This is a genomic window from Cryobacterium fucosi, from assembly GCF_004403515.1.
Lineage (GTDB): Bacteria > Actinomycetota > Actinomycetes > Actinomycetales > Microbacteriaceae > Cryobacterium > Cryobacterium fucosi.
In genome coordinates this window covers 24,518-42,475 of record NZ_SOHH01000061.1, presented here as the reverse complement: position 1 = coordinate 42,475, position 17,958 = coordinate 24,518, and the positions used below count along the sequence as shown (strand labels likewise).

The 17,958-nt window shown below is 70.5% G+C and carries 19 protein-coding genes; 14 read left to right on the top strand and 5 right to left on the bottom strand.

The window, feature by feature from the left end; all coding sequences use genetic code 11:
* The first annotated feature begins 71 nt into the window (after positions 1 to 71).
* Complete coding sequence (locus E3T48_RS07250) at positions 72 to 1,457, top strand: glycine--tRNA ligase (protein WP_134523277.1); 1,386 nt, start codon at positions 72 to 74, stop codon at positions 1,455 to 1,457.
* Between the two features lie 140 nt (positions 1,458 to 1,597).
* On the opposite strand, the gene E3T48_RS07245 is transcribed toward E3T48_RS07250, so the two are convergent.
* Genes E3T48_RS07245 through E3T48_RS07235 form a run of 3 tightly spaced genes read right to left on the bottom strand, consistent with a single transcriptional unit; the run spans position 1,598 to position 4,251 of the window.
* A complete protein-coding gene (locus E3T48_RS07245; protein ID WP_134523275.1) occupies positions 1,598 to 2,656 on the bottom strand; it encodes an alcohol dehydrogenase catalytic domain-containing protein in 1,059 nt (352 codons plus the stop codon).
* The gene (locus E3T48_RS07240; RefSeq protein WP_134523273.1) at positions 2,653 to 2,850 is read right to left on the bottom strand and encodes a GNAT family N-acetyltransferase; all 198 of its coding nucleotides are present in this window, start codon (positions 2,848 to 2,850) and stop codon (positions 2,653 to 2,655) included. Before E3T48_RS07240 ends, E3T48_RS07245 begins: the two co-directional genes overlap by 4 nt.
* A 33-nt stretch (positions 2,851 to 2,883) precedes the next feature.
* Positions 2,884 to 4,251: a glutamyl-tRNA reductase gene (locus E3T48_RS07235; RefSeq protein WP_134523271.1), complete on the bottom strand. Its 1,368-nt coding sequence runs from the start codon at positions 4,249 to 4,251 to the stop codon at positions 2,884 to 2,886.
* 71 nt (positions 4,252 to 4,322) lie between these two features.
* Between E3T48_RS07235 and hemE the strand changes: the two genes are divergently transcribed.
* Entirely contained in the window at positions 4,323 to 5,480 is a 1,158-nt protein-coding gene (gene hemE / locus E3T48_RS07230) for a uroporphyrinogen decarboxylase (RefSeq protein WP_134523270.1), read from the top strand.
* 30 nt (positions 5,481 to 5,510) lie between these two features.
* Positions 5,511 to 7,061, top strand: coding sequence for a protoporphyrinogen/coproporphyrinogen oxidase (locus E3T48_RS07225; protein ID WP_134523268.1), 1,551 nt, complete (start codon positions 5,511 to 5,513; stop codon positions 7,059 to 7,061).
* A gap of 63 nt (positions 7,062 to 7,124) precedes the next feature.
* Here E3T48_RS07225 and E3T48_RS07220 read toward each other — a convergent pair whose 3' ends face one another.
* Positions 7,125 to 8,408, bottom strand: coding sequence for a Fic family protein (locus E3T48_RS07220; RefSeq protein WP_134523266.1), 1,284 nt, complete (start codon positions 8,406 to 8,408; stop codon positions 7,125 to 7,127).
* Between the two features lie 394 nt (positions 8,409 to 8,802).
* Between E3T48_RS07220 and E3T48_RS07215 the strand changes: the two genes are divergently transcribed.
* The 11 genes from E3T48_RS07215 to E3T48_RS07165 all read left to right on the top strand — a co-directional run bounded on the left by E3T48_RS07215 (position 8,803) and on the right by E3T48_RS07165 (position 16,851).
* A complete protein-coding gene (locus E3T48_RS07215) occupies positions 8,803 to 9,006 on the top strand; it encodes a type II toxin-antitoxin system RelE/ParE family toxin (RefSeq protein WP_174844140.1) in 204 nt (67 codons plus the stop codon).
* Between the two features lie 110 nt (positions 9,007 to 9,116).
* Positions 9,117 to 9,518, top strand: a complete 402-nt coding sequence (locus E3T48_RS07210) for a YtxH domain-containing protein (protein ID WP_134523264.1) — start codon at positions 9,117 to 9,119, stop codon at positions 9,516 to 9,518.
* A gap of 37 nt (positions 9,519 to 9,555) precedes the next feature.
* Positions 9,556 to 9,987 carry a phage holin family protein gene (locus E3T48_RS07205; protein WP_166789664.1) on the top strand — a complete coding sequence of 144 codons (432 nt, stop codon included), beginning with the start codon at positions 9,556 to 9,558 and terminating at the stop codon, positions 9,985 to 9,987.
* Entirely contained in the window at positions 9,977 to 10,297 is a 321-nt protein-coding gene (locus E3T48_RS07200; RefSeq protein WP_241986705.1) for a hypothetical protein, read from the top strand. Before E3T48_RS07205 ends, E3T48_RS07200 begins: the two co-directional genes overlap by 11 nt.
* An 83-nt stretch (positions 10,298 to 10,380) precedes the next feature.
* Entirely contained in the window at positions 10,381 to 11,145 is a 765-nt protein-coding gene (gene hemQ / locus E3T48_RS17220; RefSeq protein ID WP_134523261.1) for a hydrogen peroxide-dependent heme synthase, read from the top strand.
* On the top strand, positions 11,145 to 12,257 hold the full coding sequence (locus E3T48_RS07190) for a ferrochelatase (RefSeq protein WP_241986704.1): 1,113 nt from the start codon (positions 11,145 to 11,147) through the stop codon (positions 12,255 to 12,257). The genes hemQ and E3T48_RS07190 overlap by 1 nt, the downstream gene beginning before the upstream one ends.
* Complete coding sequence (hemC, locus tag E3T48_RS07185) at positions 12,254 to 13,210, top strand: hydroxymethylbilane synthase (RefSeq protein ID WP_134523257.1); 957 nt, start codon at positions 12,254 to 12,256, stop codon at positions 13,208 to 13,210. Before E3T48_RS07190 ends, hemC begins: the two co-directional genes overlap by 4 nt.
* A complete protein-coding gene (locus tag E3T48_RS07180) occupies positions 13,210 to 14,001 on the top strand; it encodes a uroporphyrinogen-III synthase (RefSeq protein ID WP_134523255.1) in 792 nt (263 codons plus the stop codon). Before hemC ends, E3T48_RS07180 begins: the two co-directional genes overlap by 1 nt.
* 115 nt (positions 14,002 to 14,116) lie before the next feature.
* The gene (gene hemB / locus E3T48_RS07175; RefSeq protein ID WP_420898357.1) at positions 14,117 to 15,103 is read left to right on the top strand and encodes a porphobilinogen synthase; all 987 of its coding nucleotides are present in this window, start codon (positions 14,117 to 14,119) and stop codon (positions 15,101 to 15,103) included.
* Complete coding sequence (hemL, locus tag E3T48_RS07170) at positions 15,103 to 16,428, top strand: glutamate-1-semialdehyde 2,1-aminomutase (RefSeq protein WP_134523251.1); 1,326 nt, start codon at positions 15,103 to 15,105, stop codon at positions 16,426 to 16,428. Before hemB ends, hemL begins: the two co-directional genes overlap by 1 nt.
* Before the next feature lie 78 nt (positions 16,429 to 16,506).
* The gene (locus tag E3T48_RS07165) at positions 16,507 to 16,851 is read left to right on the top strand and encodes a hypothetical protein (RefSeq protein WP_134523249.1); all 345 of its coding nucleotides are present in this window, start codon (positions 16,507 to 16,509) and stop codon (positions 16,849 to 16,851) included.
* 80 nt (positions 16,852 to 16,931) lie between these two features.
* Here E3T48_RS07165 and E3T48_RS07160 read toward each other — a convergent pair whose 3' ends face one another.
* Positions 16,932 to 17,948 (bottom strand): MDR family oxidoreductase, encoded by a 1,017-nt coding sequence (locus E3T48_RS07160; RefSeq protein WP_134523247.1) that lies wholly within the window; start codon positions 17,946 to 17,948, stop codon positions 16,932 to 16,934.
* Positions 17,949 to 17,958 lie beyond the last annotated feature (10 nt).

Genomic DNA, 17,958 nt, shown 5'->3' with positions numbered 1-17,958 from the left:
TGAGCGGAGCGCCCGTCGGGCTCCCGCCCGCTCGCGACACACTCTCCCACCCCTCGACCATTGGAGCCACCGTGGCCGCCCCCACCCGCCTCGATTCCGTCATCGCCCTCGCCCGTCATCGCGGGTTCGTCTTCCAGGCGGGTGAAATCTACGGCGGATCCCGGTCCGCCTGGGACTACGGACCGCTGGGCGTGGAGCTCAAGGAGAACATCAAGAAGCAGTGGTGGCGATTCATGGTCACCAGCCGTGAGGACGTGGTGGGCCTGGACTCCTCGGTGATCCTGCCCCGAAAGGTCTGGGAGGCATCCGGCCACGTCGAGGTCTTCAGCGACCCGCTGGTCGAGTGCACGAGCTGCCACAAGCGGTTTCGGGCCGACCACCTCGAGGAGGAATTCGAGGAGAAGAAAGGCCGCCCGCCCGAGGGCGGCATCGACGGCATCCCCTGCCCGAACTGCGGCAACCGCCACATCTGGACCGAGCCGCGCGCCTTCTCCGGATTGCTCAAGACCTACCTCGGCCCGGTCGACGACGAGGCCGGAATGCACTACCTGCGCCCCGAGACCGCGCAGGGCATCTTCGTGAACTTCGCCAACGTACTGCAGGCCGCACGGATGAAGCCCCCGTTCGGCATCGGCCAGATCGGCAAGAGCTTCCGCAACGAGATCACACCGGGCAACTTCATCTTCCGCACCCGGGAGTTCGAGCAGATGGAGATGGAATTCTTCGTCGAGCCCGGCACGGATGAGACGTGGCACCAGTACTGGATCGACCAGCGCATGGCGTGGTACACCGGCCTCGGCATTAATATCGACAACCTGCGCCTGTTCGAGCACCCGGCCGAGAAACTCTCTCACTATTCAAAGCGCACCGTCGACATCGAGTACCGCTTCGGCTTCACCGGCAGCGAATTCGGCGAGCTCGAGGGCGTCGCGAACCGCACCGACTTCGACCTGAAGACGCACGCGGCGGCATCCGGCAAGGACCTGTCCTACTTCGACCAGACGAAGAACGAGCGCTGGGTTCCCTACGTGATCGAGCCGGCCGCCGGCCTGACCCGCTCGCTGATGGCATTCCTGGTGGACGCGTACCACGAGGAAGAGGTGCCCAACGCGAAGGGTGGCGTCGACAAGCGCACCGTGCTGAAGCTCGACCGGCGCCTGGCGCCGATCAAGGTGGCCGTGCTGCCCTTGTCTCGCAACGAGGCGCTCTCGCCGATGGCCAAGGCGCTCGCCGCGCGCCTCCGTGAGTCGTGGAACGTGGACTTCGACGACGCCGGCGCGATCGGCCGCCGCTACCGCCGCCAGGACGAGATCGGCACGCCATACTGTGTCACGGTCGACTTCGACTCGCTCGAGGACCAGGCCGTCACCGTGCGCGACCGCGATTCCATGGCCCAGGAGCGCGTGCCGCTGGACAAGCTCGACGCCTACCTCGCCGCGCGCCTCCGCGGCGCGTAGGCCCCGCGCCTCCGCTGGCCGGTCACAGCCGCGCCCGCGCGTGACCAGCGTTTCGCATAACTCCTGCAATTCGCCTCGGCCCGGCCGCAATTCCGCGTGATTACGGGGTGGGAACTGCGGCCGGCTGCGAATTGCAGGAGTTATGCGCGGGAGTGGGGCGCGACTTCGATCAGGGTGACGCCCGCTGAGGGGACCGGGGCCGACATCGCCGCGAGGGCGGCCGGCGCCTCGGCGAGCGTGATCCGCCGGTCGACCAGGTCCTGGGGGCGCAACCGGCCCGATTCGACCAGGGCCAGCAGGGCGGGGTAGTCGGCGGCAGGCATCCCGTGGCTGCCGAGCACCGAGAGTTCCCGGGCGATGACCTCGCCGAGCGGGAACCGCGGGTTCTCTGCCAGCAGGCCGATCTGCACGTGGCGGCCGCGGGCCGCCAGGGAGCGGATGGCGATGGAGACCGTGTTCTCCCGGCCGAGCGCCTCGACGCTGACCTGCACGCCCGCGCTCCCCGCGGCGGAGCGGATGCGGGCGACCGCCTCGTCGTCGTCCAGGCCGGAGGAGTCGACCGTGTGCGCGGCTCCGCATCGTGCTGCCGCGTCCAGCGCCGCGGCGCTGATGTCCACCGCGATCACGGTCGCGCCGAGTGTCGCCCCGATCATCACGGCGGAGAGCCCGACGCCGCCGCAGCCCACGACCACGAGTGTCTCTCCGGGCGCCAGGCGGGCCTGATGGGCCAGACCGCGATGGGCCGTGGCGAACCGGCAGCCGAGCAGGGCCGCCGCCCCCGCGTCGAGGCTGTCCGGCACGGCGATGAGATTGACGTCGGCGTGGTGCAGGGCGACCAGTTCGGCGTAGGAACCCCAGTGGGTGAATCCCGGCTGGGTCTGGTTGCGGCAGACCTGGGCGTTTCCCGCCGCGCAATCGGGGCAGTCGCCGCAGGCGCAGACGAACGGCACGGTGACGCGCTGGCCGATCCGGAAGCGGCGCACCTCCGCTCCGACGGAATCGATCACGCCGACGAGCTCATGGCCAGGAACGTGCGGCAGCGCGATACCGGAGTCATGCCCCAGCCAGCCGTGCCAGTCGCTGCGGCAGAGGCCGGTCGCCTCGACCCGCACGACGACGCCGGCGGCGGAGGCGACCGGGTCCGGCACCTCGCGCAGCTCGGGCAGCTCGCCGAAGCGGCCGAACCAGACGGCCCTCATCGCGCGGCCATCCAGTCGCGGCCGACGATCGCGAACACCCGCAGGTCGGACCACTCGCCCGTGAAGAACTCGTTCTCGACGAAGTGCGCCTTGAGGCGCATCCCCAGCCGCCGGCAGAGGGCGGCGGATGCCGTGTTCCGTGGATCGAGCTCGGCGACCACCCGGTGCGCGCCCAGCTCCGACGACCGAGACATTACGACGGCTGAGACATCACGACGGATGCCGCGTCACGAGGCGGTGGGAGTGATCTCGGCGTCGCCCGGCGTTGCCGTGACGGCGGGGAGGTCTACCCGGATGCCGAACATCGCGTCGAGGCCGCTGAGGAACGCGGCCTGCTCGCCGGCCCGCGCGAGTTCCCGGGAGCGCACCATCGGGGTGTGCAGGAGCACGCTGGCCAGGTGCCGCAGTGCCGCCTCGGTCTGTTCGCTGGAGTCGCTGCGGCGGCGGGCGCGTTCGATCTCCGCGTCGAGCAGGCCGAAGATGTGGCTGCGCAGGGCCACGACGGCCGGCGCGAGGCTCTGCTCCTCGGCGACGGCGGAGAACTTGCGGGCGGCCCTGCCGACAAGGAGGCGGGCGTCGCTGGTGGCGTTGAGCTCTTCGAGCGGGGCGTGGATGCGGATGGTCTCGAGGTCGAGCAGCTCCACCCCGGCCAGCTCCGTCACATCCGGGTCGACGTTCCTCGGCAGGCCGAGGTCGATGATCAGCCGCTGCGGAGCCTCGGGAGTCCCAGGCGCCTCGCCGACCGGGCAGCCGTTTGCCGGTGACGCGGCATCCGCCATCGTCTCGCCCTGAGCGCGCCCGGCCCGGAGCAGGGCCGCCGTGATCACGTGGTGGTCGGCGGTCGTGCAGGTGAGGATGAGGTCGGCGCGCGCCGCCTCCGCGGCGAAGTCCGATTCGGTGACAGCGGTGATCTGGTGCGAGGACGCGAACTTGCGGGCACGGCCGGAGGGGGAGTAGACGCGCACATTCTCGGCGCCGAGATCGCGCAGCGCCGCCAGGGAGGCGCCGGCGTAACGCCCGGTGCCGACCAGCAGCACCCGGGTCGCGGCCCAGTCCGGGATGCGGCTTTCGGCCAGTTCGAGCGCCAGCCGCACGAGCGAACGGCCGGCCGCGCCGATCCCGGTGCGGTTCTTGATCCCGCGCGAGGTCTGAGACGCGCGTTGGAACAGTCGCTCCAGTTCCGGGCTCGTGGTGCCCACCCGCCGGGCCTGTTCGAGCGAGCGCCGCACCTGGCCGGCGATCTCGCCCTCGCCGACGACGACGGACTCGAGGCCGCTGGTGACGGCGAAGAGATGCTCGGCAACGGTGTGGCCGTGGACGAGTTCGAGGGTGTCACGCAGTACCTCGGCGGCCACGCCGGTGCTTGCGCTGACGCCGTCGATCGCGGCGCGCACCGCCGACATGGGAGAGGTGCCGGTCGGTTCGTCCAGGTCGAGATAGGCCTCGAAGCGGTTGCAGGTGGCCACGACGACGGCCCCGACCAGGGCAGGGTGCCGCTCCAGGATGCCGGCCGCGGCGTCGTCGGAACCGACAGACAACCGCTCGAGCACGTCGAAGCTGGAGTTCTTGTGGCTGGCGGACAAGCAGATCAACACCGTTGGAGTCTACTTTGCGATTCTGGGGGCCGAATCGCCCGGGTGTGTGAAGTTTGACAGAATTGAAGCAAATGAACCTTGACGCGCAACACCCCCTCGCAACCGGACTCACCGCCGACGCCCGCCTCATCCGGGCCTACCAGGGCACCCGCCCGGAGGTGACCCCCGTCTGGTTCATGCGCCAGGCCGGCCGCTCCCTGCCCGAATATCGCTCGCTCCGGGTGGGCACCCGGATGCTCGACGCCTGCCTCGACCCCGAGATGGCCAGCGAGATCACCCTGCAGCCGGTGCGCCGGCACAACGTCGACGCCGGCATCCTGTTCAGCGACATCGTGATCCCGCTCAAGCTGGTCGGGGTCGACGTGGAGATCGTCGCCGGCATGGGCCCGGTGCTCGGCAAGGCCGTGCGCACGGCGAATGATGTCGCCGAGCTCACCGCCCTCGACCCATCCGTGCTGGACACCAGCCTCGCCCCGATCCGCCAGGCGGTCGCCCGCACGGTCGCCGAGCTCGGCGCCACCCCGCTGATCGGTTTCGCCGGCGCCCCGTTCACCCTGGCCGCCTACCTGGTCGAGGGCGGACCGTCGAAGGACCACATCAACGCCCGCACCCTCATGCACGCCGACCCGGAGGCCTGGGCCGCCCTGATGGCCTGGACCGCCGAGGTGACCGGCCGCTTCCTGCGCGCGCAGGTGCTGGCCGGGGCGAGTGCCGCCCAACTCTTCGATTCCTGGGCCGGCGCCCTGTCCCTGGACGACTACACCCGCTACGTCGCGCCGGCATCCGCGGCCGCGATCGCGCACGTGCGCGATCTCACCTACACCGAGAACGGCGTCCCCACGGATGCCGACCAGACCGGCGAGGAGACGGCCACGCGTCGCAACGTGCCGGTCGTGCACTTCGGCGTCGGCACGGGGGAACTCCTCAAGGAGATGCACGGGGTGGGCGCCGACGTCGTCGGAGTCGACTACCGGGTGCCGCTGGACGAGGCCAATCGCCGCCTCGGCGGAGTGGTCCCCGTGCAGGGCAACATCGATCCGGCGCTGCTCGCCGCGCCGTGGCCGGTTCTCGAAGCACACGTCCTCGACGTGCTCGAGCGCGGACGCACGGCTCCGGCCCACGTTCTCAACCTGGGCCACGGCGTCCCGCCGCTCACCGACCCGAACGTGCTCACCCGCCTGGTCTCCTTCGTGCACGAGATCGGCGCCTCCGCACCGGTCGCCTCCTGACCATCCGTCGACCCGAGAGCTGAGGAGCGCATGCAGGACGTCATCGTCATCGGCGGAGGTGTGGCCGGCCTCGTCGCGGCCAGGGCGTGCGCCCGGGTCGGCCTCGGCGTCACCGTGCTCGAGGCGACGTCCTCGGTGGGCGGGGCGGTCTCGAGCCACGAGGTGGCCGGACTGACCCTGGACAGCGGGGCCGAGAGCTTCGCCGTGCGCCGCAATGCGGTCGCCGAGTTCGTGGATTCCCTCGGCCTCACCGGCGACGTGGTCGCCCCGAACCCCGCCGGCGCCTGGCTGCACCTGCCTGACGAGGGCCCGGGCGGCGGCGCGATCAGCGTCCCCCTGCCCCAGGCCGGGGTGCTCGGGATCCCGGGTTCGCCGCTCGCCGACGACGTGCGCCGCGTGATCGGCTGGGGCGGAGCCTGCCGGGCCTACCTCGATCGGCTGATGCCGGTGCTCACGATCGGCCGCGAGCACAGCCTCGGCGACCTCGTGCGCAAACGGATGGGCCGCCGCGTGCTCGAACGGCTCGTCGAGCCCGTCACCGCCGGCGTCTACTCCTCGGCGGCGGACGACCTCGAGATCGACGTCGTCGCCCCGGGGCTCAACGCGGCCCTGACCACGGCCGGCTCGCTGTCGGGGGCGGTCCTGTCGCTCCGGTCCGCGGCCCCGGCCGGGTCAGCCGTGGCGGGCCTGCGCGGCGGCATGTCGCGCCTGGTGGCCGCGCTCGTGGCCGACCTCGAGCATTTCGGGGTCGAGATCCTGACGGATGCCCCGGTCACCTCCCTGCGGCACTCGGGACCGTCGGAGGCCGGCGAAGTGACCTGGGTCGTGCGCCACGGGGTTCCGGCCGTGGCCGCGGACCTGCCGGAAGAGCCTCCCGGGCCGGTCGACGCCCTGCCGGTCGACGCCCTGCCGGTCGAGTCCGCTGCCGAACCTGCGTCGTCGCCCGCGACCCGCGACAGGGAGGCCCGCTTCGTGATCCTCGCGACCCCGGGCGCCCAGGCGCTTCGCCTGGTTGCCGACCTCGGCCCCGAGCTCGCGGCGCTCGCCGGACTCGACTGGCCGGAGGCCACCGCGGTCGAACTGGCCACCATCGTCATCGACGCCCCCCGGCTGGACGCGCACCCCCGGGGAACGGGCGCGCTCGTTGCGGCCGGCACCCCCGGCGTGACCGCCAAGGCGCTCACCCACGCCACCGCGAAGTGGGACTGGCTCGCCGAGGCGGCCGGACCGGGCCGCCATGTCATCCGCCTCTCCTACGGCCGGGCCGGCGAGGCCGGCCCGACCGCCGACCTGTCCGACCCTGAGCTGCTCGCCCTGGCCCTGCGGGACGCGTCGGCCATCCTCGGAGTCGACCTCGACGCCGCCCAAGTGCGCGGCTTCGCCCGCACGGTATGGGGAGACGCCCTGTCGCCGGCGACCATCGGGGCGCCCGGCCGGGTCGGGCAGGTCAGGGCCGCCGCCGAGGCGATGCCCGGGCTGGAGCTGACCGGCGCCTGGCTGGCGGGCACCGGGCTCGCCTCGGTGATCCCCGACGCCATCGCGGCGGCCGCCAGGGTGAGGCACGCGGCGCTCGGCATCTGAGCGTCGGGCCCCGAGACTACCGTTTCGCGACGCACGTCGTGACGACACGTGCGAGACGTGGGCTCAATCTCGTGGGCGCAGCGCACCCATCTGGTCGATGGCTGGCGCCGGCGGTCCCAGTCTGGGCTTGCCGCGGCCGGTGTCACCTGCTCCGACGCGGCTGCTGCGTTCGGTCAAGCTGACGAGGGCGAGGTGGCGGTCAGCGCTCCAGCAGATCAGACGCCCCTTCTGGTCCTTGTCGCGCCCCAGGATGCCCGCGTCGGCGAGCTGCACCAGCGCGCGATACGCAGCTGCTGTGGACACTCTGTGCCGTGCAGCAACAGTATCGATGGTCAGCACAGGCTCGCTGGCCAGCGTGTCCAGAATGCGCAGAATCACAGCGTCACTGCGCGGAATGGCCGGCGAGATTTCGTGCTGCTTGCGGTAGTGGCTGAGCTCCTCGCGGACGGTCTGATCAAGTGCCCCGATGTCGACAGACAAACGCACCGTGTTTGCAGCAGCCAGCTCAGCAGCGTGGGCGAAGCCAATGATCCAGTCGTCCAGGCGAGAGGGCTCAGCCCGGAAGGCCGTCAATCCCTCGAGGTACGCATCCTTGTTGCCCGCAAACACGGTGCTGATCGGGATCAGCGTGTTCCGCAGCGCATCCGTTCGGCGGAGGACCGTGTGGATGAGTGCACGTCCGGTGCGACCGTTTCCGTCGATGAACGGGTGGATTGTCTCGAACTGGGCATGAGCGATCGCCGCCCGCACTATGGGATTCCCCGCTGTTGCGCTCACGAATCGGCACAGATCATCGACCAGGCGCGGCACCTCAGTCTCCGGCGGAGGTACGAAGTCTGCACGGAGCGGGCTCCAGCCGGGCCCGCCCACCCAGTTCTGCTCAGTTCTCAGCCCGACCTCGAGCGCGGGCTCGATGATGTGCTGCACGCGCTCGATATCGGCCACGGTGACGGCACGATCGCGATCAGCAAGCTCAGCGATCGCCTCCTCAGTAGCGCGCACGTTCGCAACGACGTCCACCGCAACGCGCGTGCCCTGCTGAAGGAGCTCGGCAATGGCCAGCTTCTTCGGGGTGACGCTGTTCCCCTCGATCCACGACGACGAGATGCTCTCGGAGCGAATCAGCAGGTGGTTGAGGTAGCCCCCGCGGGCGCCGATGCGCTCGTCTGCACGCGCGAGCACCGCCAGCGCATCCTCTGCCGCCTGCTGTGCTTCCCTGCCGAGTTCCGGCACCTGGGTTCCGAGCGCGTCGGGAACGTAGGCTCGATAGTGGCCCGGCGCCCGGTCCTTGCGACCCAGGTGCGCAGCGTCTTCCGGGTTCCAGAGCAGGTCAACGTAGTGGGGCATGAGTCGCTCCTAACGTCAATGACTGAGTAAGTATATTTACTTTATCAATCATAAAGGTGATTTGGCCTGCTGGCGCTTCCGTGTGTGGCGACACCACTCGTTGCGGCGCGTTGTCGGCTCTCTATGCGGAACGCTCACCGGGACAGCGGGCTCCGGCGATTAGTCGACAGCGCCGGCCTCGCCCTTCGGAAGCAATTGCCAGGGCAACCACGGTCCGGCAGGCGGTAACGCGTTTCGCGCGAACTTCACCCGCTCGTCAGGCAGGTCCTTGGTGCGGCTGCGTCCGGATCGCATCCCGACACCGGGCTCATCGAGCCGGTATTCGATCCAGCGGCCCGAACGACTTCATCGGAACACTCGGCGTTCGCGCGGCGCGGAACCAGTCGGCTGGTTGATGTCGGGATACCGCCTCACCCACACAGCCCAAGCTGACATCGTCGCGATCCTCGCATGGTCTTACGAGCAGTTCGGCGAGGAAGCACGCAAGCGCTACGAGACCCTGATCGCCACAGCGATTCGTGACGCGGCTTCGCGCAGCGACGACGTCGGCCTTCGGCCCCGCTCCGAGTTGGGCGACGGCGTGTTCTCCTGGGACTAGTTGCTCGTCCTTCAGGACACCAGAGAGGTTGTTCACCGACGAGGGCTGCAACATCAACCCGTTGCGGGATACGCTGGTGGGATACATGAACCTCGAGGAATGGAGTGACAATGCGGGGAAAGCTTCTGTTCATCACTGGTGGACTCGTCGGCTACGTCCTGGGCGCCCGCGCCGGACGCAAGCGCTACGACCAGATCGCGGCCGCCGCGGAGAATCTGTGGAGCGCCCCGCCCGTTCAGCGCCGGGTGACCGAGGTGCGCGACTTCGCCCTCGAGCGGGTCGGTGACGTCCCGTCCGCTTTGTTCGACGCCGGCAAGAAGATCGTCACGGCCGTTCAGGCCAAGACCACCGGCTCGACGGATGCCGTGGGCACCGCGCACAGCCCGGCCACCCCCGCCAGGACTGCGGCCGCCAAATCCGCCGCGGCGAAGCCGGGTGCCAAGTCCGCCGGCGCCAAGTCCGCGGCGAAGGCCGCCCCGACGCCCGCGTCCGACGACACCGCCACGAAGTAACCGCCGCGCACTCCAAGGAATCGAAGGAAGGGGAGCTGTGAGCAACAGCGGATTCAACCCGAATGGTTTCAACCCCAGGACGAAGCGATCGCTCGTCGTGCTGCTCGGTGAGCTGCCCGGCCAGATCATCGCCCTCGTCAAGGCGGAACTCGACGCCTTCAAGGCCGAGGTCGCCGGCAAGGCGAAGAACATCGGCCTCGGCATCGGCCTGTTCGCCGTCGCCGGGGTCTTCGCGTTCCTCGCCGTGATCGTGCTGATCGCCCTGGCCGTGATCGCGCTCGCGCTCGTGCTGCCGCTCTGGCTCGCCACGCTGATCGTGGCGGTGGCGCTGCTGCTGATCGCGGTGATCCTGGTCCTCGTCGGAGTGAACCGGGTGAAGGCCGGAACGGCCCCCGACCCCGAGGGCATCACGGCAAGCATCCGGCACGACGTTGACGCGTTCAAGGGAGTTGGCCAGTATGAGCACTGAGTACCAGAGCACAACCGGAAGCCAGGCGAAAACTGTGGCCGTCATCGACGGAACCAACCCTCGTCGATCGAAAGCCGAGTTGCGCGCCGACGCGATGACGGCCAGGACCGAGCTTGCCCGCACGCTCGATGCGATCGAGTACAAGCTCAACCTGCCCAGGCAGCTCCGCTATCGGGCGCGGCTGCTCAATCTGCGGCTGTACCGCCTCGGCGAGGACAACCCGGCCGCCCTGGCCGGTATCGCCGTCGCCGCTGCCCTCGTCGCCGGCGCGGCGGTCTGGCTCGGCGTGAAGACAGTCCAGGACCGCTGAACCACCGCCGGAAACACCGGTGCGCCCGCGCGCACGGGACACGGCTTTTGGCTCTGGTCGCAAAGAAGTAGAGACTAGTACTCATGACTCACCCGGCTGCCGGAGAGGCAGTAAACCCACTCCACCCGACCAGTCCCGCCGAGACCCCGTCCACGGCCGACGCCTCCGCGGAATCCCCTCAGGGGTTCACGCTGTTCACGGTCCTGCGCAAGGACCCGACCAACCCGGACGACCTCGACGGTCGCGACGTGCCACACGCTGTGCTCGAGCTCGACGACGTGGTGGAGCTCGTCGAGGCGGAGGGCGTCACCCTGCGCGGCTTCTACGACGTCTCCGGCCTGCGCGCCGACGCCGACGTGATGATCTGGACCCACGCGGCCGAGGCCGAGGCCCTGCAGTGGGCCAACCGGGAACTGCGCCGCAGCCGCCTGCTCAAGAGCCTGCTCCCCACCTGGAACGCGATGGGCGTGCACCGCGACGCCGAGTTCAACAAGAGCCACGTTCCCGGATTCCTCCGCGGAGTCGAGCCGAAGGGCTGGCTGACGGTCTACCCGTTCGTGCGCAGCTACGAGTGGTACCTGCTCCCGGAGGCCGAGCGCAGCGCCATGCTCGCCGACCACGGCCGCAAGGGCGCCGCCTACCGCGGCGCGATCGCCAACACGGTCTCCGCCTTCGCCCTGGGCGACTACGAATGGCTCCTGCCGATCGAAAGCGACGACCTCACCGAGCTCGTCGACCTCATGCGGGGCCTCCGCGAAACCGAGGCCCGCCGTCACGTCCGCGAGGAGATCCCGTTCTACACCGGCCGCCGCATCGGCACGGCCGAGCTCGTCGAGGTGCTGCAGTAGTGGCGCACTACGACGCCATTCTGCTGGCCGGATTCGGCGGGCCGGAGGGCCAGGACGACGTGATCCCGTTCCTGCGCAACGTCACGCGCGGCCGCGGCATCCCGGAGGAGCGCCTCGAAGAGGTGGCCCACCACTACCGCCACTTCGGCGGGATCAGCCCGATCAACAACCAGAACCGCGTGCTCAGGGCGGCCCTCGAGACCGAACTGGCCGCCCGCGGCATCGACCTGCCCGTGCTCTGGGGCAACCGCAACTGGGGCCCGTACCTGCGGGACGTCGTCGCCGAGGCGCACACCAACGGCCAGGACCGGCTGCTCGCCATCGCCACCAGTGCGTACAGCTCCTACTCCGGCTGCCGCCAGTACCGGGAGGACTTCGCCGAGGCGCTGTCCGCCAACGGCCTCGAGGGCACCGTGCAGATCGACAAGGTGCGCCAGTTCTTCGACCATCCCGGCTTCGTCACGCCGTTCATCACCGGGGTCCGGAAGGGCCTCGCGGAGGTCGCCGCCGCGATCCCCGGCATCAACCTTGCGACCGAGGTGGAGATCCTGTTCTCCACCCATTCCATCCCCATGACGGATGCCGCGAAGAGCGGCCCGGCGACCCTCGGCTTCGGTGAGGGCGGCGCCTACAAGGCCCAGCACCTGGCGGTGGCGCAGGTCGTCATCGCGGGCACTTCGGTGGCCCCGCCTGTCGAGACCCAGTGGCAGCTGGTCTTCCAGTCCCGCAGCGGGCCGCCGAGCATGCCGTGGCTGGAGCCCGACATCAACGACGCCATCGCGCTGCTGCCGGCCAGGGGCATCCGTGCCGTCGTGATCGTGCCGCTCGGATTCGTGAGCGACCACATGGAGGTCATGTGGGACCTCGACAACGAGGCGACGGAAACCGCCACGGAACACGGACTGTTCTCGGTGCGCGTGCCCACCCCCGGCGTCGACCCCGCCTACGTCAGCGGGCTGGTCGACCTCGTCGTCGAACGCCTGACCGACGTGCCGGTCGAGGAACGCCCGGCGCTGACCGACCTCGGCCCCTGGTTCGACGTCTGCCGTCCGGGCTGTTGCGAGAACGTGCGCCTCGGGTTCAAGCCCGCCGTCGCGGGGATGGCGCCGTGAGCGCGGCAATCCGGGTCGGCACCCGCGGGAGCGCCCTCGCTCTCGCCCAAACGACGCAGATCGCCAATCGGATCGCCGCCGCGGCGGGCGCCGAGGTCGAGATCGTGCAGGTCACGACCCACGGGGACACGTCCGCCGAGCCGTTGTCGAGCCTGGGCGGTACCGGTGTTTTCGCCAGCGCCCTCCGGGAAGCCCTGCTCGCCGGGGACTGCGACCTGGTCGTGCACTCCTTCAAGGACCTGCCCACCGCCGAGTACCCCGGCCTGGCCATCGGGGCCACGCCCAAGCGCGCGGATGCCCGTGACGTGCTCTGCGCCCGCGACGGCTTCACCCTCGCCACCCTGCCGCAGGGCGCGCGGGTCGGCACCGGGTCGCCGCGCCGGGTGGCGCAGCTGCGCTCGGTGCGCCCCGACCTCGAGGTCGTCGACCTCCGGGGGAACGTCGACACCAGGCTGGGTCGCGTGGTGGAGGGCGACCTCGACGCCGTCGTGCTCGCGGCCGCCGGCCTCGGCCGGCTCGGACTACTGACCACCTTCGAGCCCGAGTTCCTCGAGCTGTCCGCCTGGCCGACCGCTCCGGGCCAGGGAGCCCTGGCGATCGAGGTGCGCTCCGGCCGCCTGGAACGCACGCTGGTCAGGGCGCTGGACGCGATCAACCACCCGACGACCCAGGCCACGACGATGGCCGAGCGGCTCGTGCTCGCGCGCCTCGAGGCGGGGTGCGCTGCTCCGATCGGCGCGATGGCCGCGATCGACGACGGACTCCTCTTCCTGACCGCGACGGTGTACAGTCCAGATGGTGCCCAAAGCCTCGTGAGTTCGCACGCCGCGACGCCTGAATCCTTTTCCATTGCACACCTGGTCGACGCCGCCCAGGACGTCTCAGAACGTGTGGCCAGAGACCTGCTCTCCGGTGGTGCTGCCGACTTCGCCCCGATGAAGGTGACTTCGTAATGACCTGGCGTTACAAGACCAAACCGAACCTGACCAAGCCGCTGACCGGCTGGCGCGTCCTGGTGCCCCGCGGCGGACCGTGGGGCGACCACGTCGCGGCCGACCTGCGCGCCAGGGGTGCGCAGCCGATCGTCGCGCCGATGATCAACTTCGCCGCGACCGACGACGCGCCCGCGCTCGCAGAGGCGCTGGCCAGGCTCTCCGCCGGCGATTTCGACTGGATGACCGTCACCAGCGCCACCACAGTCGACGTGCTGTCGTCGCACCGGGCCACCGTCGCCGCCGGCACCCGGATCGCGGCCGTCGGCGAGACCACCGCCGCAGCCCTGATCGCCGCCGGGTACCGCGTCGACATCGTTCCCTCCGAGGACAATTCGGCCCGCGGCCTCCTCGCCGAATGGGAGGCGGCGACCCAGGGAGTGGTGCCGCTGCGCATCCTCACCCTCCGCTCGGAGATCGCCAAGCCGCTCCTCACCGAGGGGCTGCGCCGGATCGGCCATGAGGTCGAATCGGTCGTCGCGTACCGCACCATCGGCGTCCCGGTCGATGAGCGGGTCGTGGCCGACGTCGCCGCCGGCCGCGTGCAGGCGTTGCTCGTCACCTCCGGGAGCGTCGCCCAGCAGGTGCAGGACCAGCTCGGCCCGGTTCCCGAGACCACCATCGTCGCCTGCATCGGCCCGCGAACGGCGAAGGATGCCGCGGCGATCGGACTGCGGGTCGACGTCGTCGCCGGGGCGCCCAGCGCCGAGTCCCTGATCGAGGCCCTGGTTCAGGTCGCGCTCTCCCGCTGACCTGGCCGCCGGTCCGGTCCGCCGAACTGAGACTTGAGCGCCGTTCCAGGCCCCGGAAAGGTGTGCACCTGACAGTTCGCGGAGGCTCGGCCGGGCGGCGTAGGGTTGACGAGTGATAAACCCCGTCATCCGCCCGCGACGGTTGCGCACCACACCCGCGCTCCGTCGCCTGGCCAGCGAAACCCGCCTGCACGCCTCTGAGCTCGTCCTGCCGATGTTCGTGCGGGAAGGCTCCGGCGCATCCGTTCCGATCCGGTCGATGCCGGGGGTCGTGCAACACACCATCGACAGCGCCAGGCGCGCCGTCGCGCAGGCCGCGGAGGCCGGCATCGGCGGGATCATGCTGTTCGGTGTGCCCGACGTGCGCGACGCCATCGGCACCGGGGCGACCGACCCCGACGGAATTCTCAACGCGGCCACCCGGGCCCTCGTCGCCGAGGTCGGCGACGCCCTCGTCGTGCAGACCGACCTGTGCCTGGACGAATTCACCGACCACGGGCACTGCGGCGTGCTCTCCGTCGACGGCACCGTCGACAACGACACCACGCTCGAGCGCTACCGCGAGATGGCGCTCGTGCAGGCCGCTTCCGGATCGCAGCTGCTGGGCCTCAGCGGCATGATGGACGGGCAGGTGGCGGCGGTGCGCGAGGCGCTCGACCAGTCCGGCTACGTGGACACCGCCGTGCTGGCCTACTCGGCCAAGTACGCCTCCGCCTTCTACGGGCCCTTCCGCGACGCCGTGGAGTCGACCCTCGTCGGCGACCGCCGCAGCTACCAGCTCGACCCGGCCAACCGCAGGGAGGGTGTGCGCGAGGCCCTGCTCGACATCAGCGAGGGCGCTGACGTCGTCATGGTCAAGCCGGCCGGCAGCTACCTCGACGTGCTGGCCGACGTCGCCGGAGTCAGTGACATACCCGTCTGGGCATACCAGGTCTCCGGCGAATACGCGATGATCGAGGCCGCCGCCGCCCACGGCTGGATCGACCGCAGGCGCGCGATCGAGGAGTCCGTCCTCAGCATCCGTCGTGCCGGCGCGGATGCCGTGCTCACCTACTGGGCCGTCGAACTGGCCGACTGGCTCACCGAAAGGCCTGCCCGCTGATGACCCACAACGACGACCTGTTCGCGCGCGCCCAGCGCGCCATTCCCGGTGGGGTCAACTCGCCGGTGCGCGCCTTCCGCTCGGTCGGCGGAACGCCCCTGTTCCTGGTCAAGGCGAAGGGCGCCTACGTCACCGACTCCGACGGGCGCGAGTACGTCGACCTGGTCAGCTCATGGGGCCCCGCCATCCTCGGCCACGCCCACCCCGGCGTGGTGCAGGCGGTGCAGGATGCCGCAGCCCTCGGCCTGTCCTTCGGGGCCTCGACCCCGGGTGAGACCGTGCTGGCCGAGCTGATCGAGGCCCGCGTGGGCGCGGTCGAGAAGCTGCGCCTGGTCTCGACCGGCACGGAGGCCACCATGACGGCCATCCGCCTGGCCCGCGGGTTCACCGGACGCGACCTCCTGATCAAGTTCGCCGGCCACTACCACGGCCACTCCGACGGGCTGCTGGCGCAGGCCGGCTCCGGCCTGGCCACCCTGGCCTTGCCCGGCTCGGCGGGCGTGACGGCCGCGACGGCCGCGCAGACACTCGTGCTGCCCTACAACGACCTCGCCGCCGTGCGGCTGGCCTTCGAGGCGCACCCCGGCCGGATCGCCGCCGTGATCACGGAGGCCGCCGCCGCGAACATGGGCGTCGTGGCCCCGGACCCCGGCTTCAACGCGGCTCTCACCGAGCTCGCGCACGAGCACGGCGCGCTGCTCATCATCGATGAGGTCCTCACCGGCTTCCGGGTCGGCCCGGCCGGCTTCTGGGGACTCGAGAACGCGGGCGACCGGCCGCGATACAGCCCTGACCTGTTCACCTTCGGCAAGGTCATCGGCGGCGGGCTGCCGGTGGCGGCGCTCGGCGGCCGGGCCGACCTGATGGACCACCTCGCCCCGAACGGCCCGGTCTACCAGGCCGGCACCCTGTCGGGGAACCCGGTGGCGGTCGCCGCGGGGATCGCCACGCTGCAGGCGCTGGACGCCGGCGTCTACGCCCGACTCGACGCCACGGCTCTGCGCCTCTCCGGCGCGGTCTCGGCCGCGCTCAGCGCGGAAGGCGTCGCGCACAGCGTGCAACGCGCCGGCAGCCTGTTCAGCTTCGTGTTCGGTGAGGAGGCCGAGGCCTCGGCGCCGCGCGATTACGCCCAGGTGCAGCGCCAGGAGGCCTTCCGGTACGGGCCGTTCTTCCACGCCATGCTCGACCAGGGCGTGTCCCTGCCGCCGTCGGTGTTCGAGGCCTGGTTCGTGTCGGACGCCCACGACGAGGCCGCGATCGAGTGGATCCTCGACGCGCTGCCGGCCGCGGCGAAGGCCGCGGCGGCCGCCACGGCCCGGTTGTGAGCATCCGACCGCGACGACGCTATTCCTTTGTGAGGAACCGACAAACCGATTTCCGCCCGGAACAGGCAGACTAGGAGCATGGCTTCCCTGCGCGTTCACCCTGACCGGCTTGAGATCCACCTCACGAAGGCAGAGAAGACCCTCTCGCTCCGGCGCGATGACATCGTGGTGGACCGGGTGAACATCCGTTCGGTGACGATCACCGACGACCCGTGGATCTGGATCCGCGGCATCAGGGCGCCCGGGCTCGAGCTTCCGCTCGTGCTCGCGGTCGGCACCTGGAAGTTCCACGGCGGCAAGGACTTCCTCGCGATCAAACGCAAGCGTCAGGCCGTCGTGATCGACCTCGTCGAAGAGGATTTCACGCGCGTCATCCTGACCACCAACCACGCGCCCGACCTGATCGCCTCGCTCAAGCTCTGACCGAGGCGGCGCGTCAGCGGAGCACCGCGAGCACCATCGAGGGCGACGCAGGCGGCTGCGACTTTGCTCATGCGGGCAGCCTATTGCCGGACGTCGACCACGGTGCGCCCGTGAATCGTGCCCGCGAGGATGCGTTCGGCCGCCCCGAACGCCTCGTCGAGGCCGATCTCCTCGGTCAGGCCGTCGAGCAGGCCGAGGTCGAGGTCGGCCGCGAGCCGGCCCCACGCTTCCTCCCGCAGGGGAAGCGGAGCCTCGACCGAGTTGATGCCGATCAGGTTGACGGCGCGCAGGATGAACGGCATGACCGTGGTCGGCAGGTCGGGGCCCTGGGCGAGGCCGCAGGCGGCGACGACTCCGCCGTAGTTCATCTGGGCCAGCACATTGGCGAGGGTGGCGCTGCCGACGGAGTCAATGGCGGCGGCCCAGCGCTGGCCCTGCAGGGGTTTGCCGGCGTCGCTCAGGGTGCGTCGGTCGACCAGGCCGGCGGCGCCCAGGCCCCGCAGGTAGCCGCCGAGTTCGTCGGCCCGGCCGGTGGAGGCGTGCACCTGGTAACCGCGGGCGGCCAGCAGGGCGATCGCAATCGACCCGACGCCGCCGGCGGCGCCGGTGACGAGGACGTCTCCCGAGTCGGGCGTGATGCCGCCCCGCTCGAGCGCCAGCACGGAGAGCATGGCCGTGAACCCGGCGGTGCCGATCGCGGCCGCGCGCTTCGCACTGATGCCGGCCGGCAGCCTCACGAGGGATGCGCCGCTCACCCTGGCCCGCTCGGCGAGTCCGCCGTGGTGGGTTTCACCCAGGCCCGCGCCGTTCAGGATGACGCGATCCCCGGCGCCCCAGCGCGGGTCGGTGCTTGACTCGACCGTGCCGACCACGTCGATCCCGGCGATCAGCGGCCAGACCCGCACGACGCCGGGGCGACCCATCAGGGCGAGGCCGTCCTTGTAGTTGATGCCGGAGTAGTCGACGGCGATGGTCACGTCGCCGGGCATCAGGAACCCGTCATCGATCAGGCGGAGCGCCGAGCTCTGCGTCTTCTTGCCCTCCGCGTCTTCGGTGCGGTCGACGACGATTGCGCGGAACTGCGTCTCAATGCCCATGGGTCGAGCC